We start from the raw sequence: 2,329 nt of genomic DNA, 5'->3' as shown, positions 1-2,329 counted from the left end.
TTCGGGTAGATCCCCAGCACCAGCAGCAGCGCGATCAGCGGTGCGACGACCAGGATTTCGCGCGGCACGAGGTCACGGATCCGCTCATTGCCTTCGGTGACGGGGCCGGTCATCACCCGTTGGTACAGCCACAGAATGTAGATCGAGGACAGGATCAGTGCGATCACACCGACCGCCGCGGACAGCCAGTAACGGTTGTATGCGCCCAGCAGTACCAGGAATTCGCTGACGAACGGCGCCAGCCCGGGCAAGAACACGGTGGCCAGGCCCGCGATCAAGAATGTGCCGGCCAGCACGGGGGCCACCTTCTGAATACCGCCATAGGCGGCGATCGACCGACTGCCGCGCCGCGAGACCAGGAATCCGGCGATCAGGAACACCGCGGCGGTGGAGATGCCGTGGTTGAGCATGTACAGCGTGGATCCGCTCTGGCCCTGCGTCGTCATCACAAAGATGCCCAGGATGATGAAGCCGAAGTGCGAGATCGACGTATAGGCGATCAGCCGCATGATGTCGGTCTGCCCGATCGCCACGATCGCGCCGTAGATGACGCCGATCACTGCCAGCGTGACGATGACGGGGCGGAAATACGTTGACGCGTCAGGGAACAACTGCAGGCAGTAGCGCAGCATGCCGAACGTGCCCACCTTGTCCATCACCGCGGTGATCAGAACGGCGGTCGCCGGTGTCGATTCCACCGCGGCGTCGGGCAGCCAGCGGTGGAACGGCCACAACGGCGCCTTGATCGCGAAGGCGAACATGAATCCCAGGAACAATGCCTTGGTAACAGCCGAAGACGCCCCCAGCGAACCCGAGCTGACAGCGGCGACGATCTGACGGAAATCGAACGTGCCAGAGCCGTTCTGAGCGGTCACCACGTACAGGCCGATCACGGCGGCCAGCATGATCAGACCGCCGAACAGGTTGTACAGCAAGAACTTCACCGCAGCGCGGGAGCGATGTGCGCCGCCACCGAAACCGCCGATGAGGAAGTACATCGGGATGAGCATGGCTTCGAAGAACACGTAGAACAGCAGGACGTCCAGTGAGACCACCGAGACGAGCACCATCGATTCGATGGTCAGTGTCAGCGCAACGTAGGCCTGGGTCCCGCGTGATCGCTCACCGCCGTCGTTCCAGCCGGCCACCAGCAGGAACGGCACCAAGACGGTGGTCAGCAAGACCAGCACCAACGCGATGCCGTCGATACCGAGGGTGTATCCCGCGCCGAATGCCGGTATCCACGGGTGAGATTCGACGAACTGGTAGGTCGGGCCGCCGGCCTTGAATTCCACCGCGAGCGCTAGCGACAGCGCCAGCACGGCAACCGACACCACCACGCCGAGCCATTTGGCGAACTGCCGCCCGCCGGCCGGCACCAGAATGATGACCACGGCACCGAGCAATGGCAGCAGCCACAGCACGGACAGCCAAGGGAACGTCGTTACCACAGTTGCACCGCCAGGATCCCGGCGGCGACCAGCGCCGCTCCGGCCAACATCGACAACGCGTAGTTGCGGGCGTATCCGGTCTGGAATCCGCGCAGCCACTCCGAGGTGCGGGCCACCAAGTTGCCCAACGCGTTGACCGAGCCGTCCACACCCTGATCGTCGAACTCGACCAGCGCGTGCGTGAGCTGCGCACCCGGTCGCATGAAGACCTCCTCGTTGAAGGCGTCGCCGTACAGATCTCTGCGGGCGGCGACGGTCAGCACCGACACGTCGGCGGGTGCCGTCTCGGGCACCGCGCGGCCGAGGTAGCGCCACAAAGCGATCAGGAAGCCGACGGCGACGACACCGACGGCCACGGCGCTGATCACCCACGACGGCGCCACCGGCGAACTCTCCTCGAAGGTGGTGACCGGTTCCAGCCAGTGCCGCAGTGTGCCGCCCCAGCCCAGCAGGCCGCCGGAGAATACTGATCCGACCGCGAGCAGGATCATCGGCCAGGTCATCAACGCTGGCGCTTCATGCGGATGTGCGTCTGGCGCCCAACGCTTTTCACCAAAGAAGGTCAGCAGCATCACCCGGGTCATGTAGAACGCGGTGATCCCGGCGCCCAGCAGGGCAGCCCCGCCCAGGATCCAGCCGCCGACTCCGCCCGCGCCCAGCGCGGCTTCGATGATGGCGTCTTTGGAGAAAAAACCCGCGAAGGGCGGCACACCGATGATCGCGAGGTAACCCAGGCCGAAGGTGGCAAAGGTCACCGGCAGCGCGCTGCGCAGACCGCCGTAGTGGCGCATGTCTTGTTCTTCGTGCATCGCGTGGATCACCGCGCCGGAGCCGAGGAACAGGCCGGCTTTGAAGAAGCCGTGGGTGAGCAGGTGCAG

The 2,329-nt window shown here is 64.8% G+C and carries 2 protein-coding genes; both read right to left on the bottom strand.

Annotation, left to right across the window (positions count from 1 at the left end; all coding sequences use genetic code 11):
- Positions 1-1,451: NADH-quinone oxidoreductase subunit M (locus VN856_RS26870; RefSeq protein WP_325694989.1), on the bottom strand; the 1,451-nt coding region annotated here is incomplete at its 3' end.
- On the bottom strand, positions 1,445-2,329 hold an 885-nt coding region (locus VN856_RS26865), incomplete at its 5' end, for a proton-conducting transporter membrane subunit (protein WP_325694987.1). The genes VN856_RS26870 and VN856_RS26865, both read right to left, overlap by 7 nt.

Origin of the sequence: Mycobacterium sp. (genome assembly GCF_035603715.1) — a bacterium.
Taxonomy (GTDB): domain Bacteria; phylum Actinomycetota; class Actinomycetes; order Mycobacteriales; family Mycobacteriaceae; genus Mycobacterium.
Note: the sequence above shows the minus strand (reverse complement) of the source record. Positions and strands in the feature narration are given on the sequence as shown.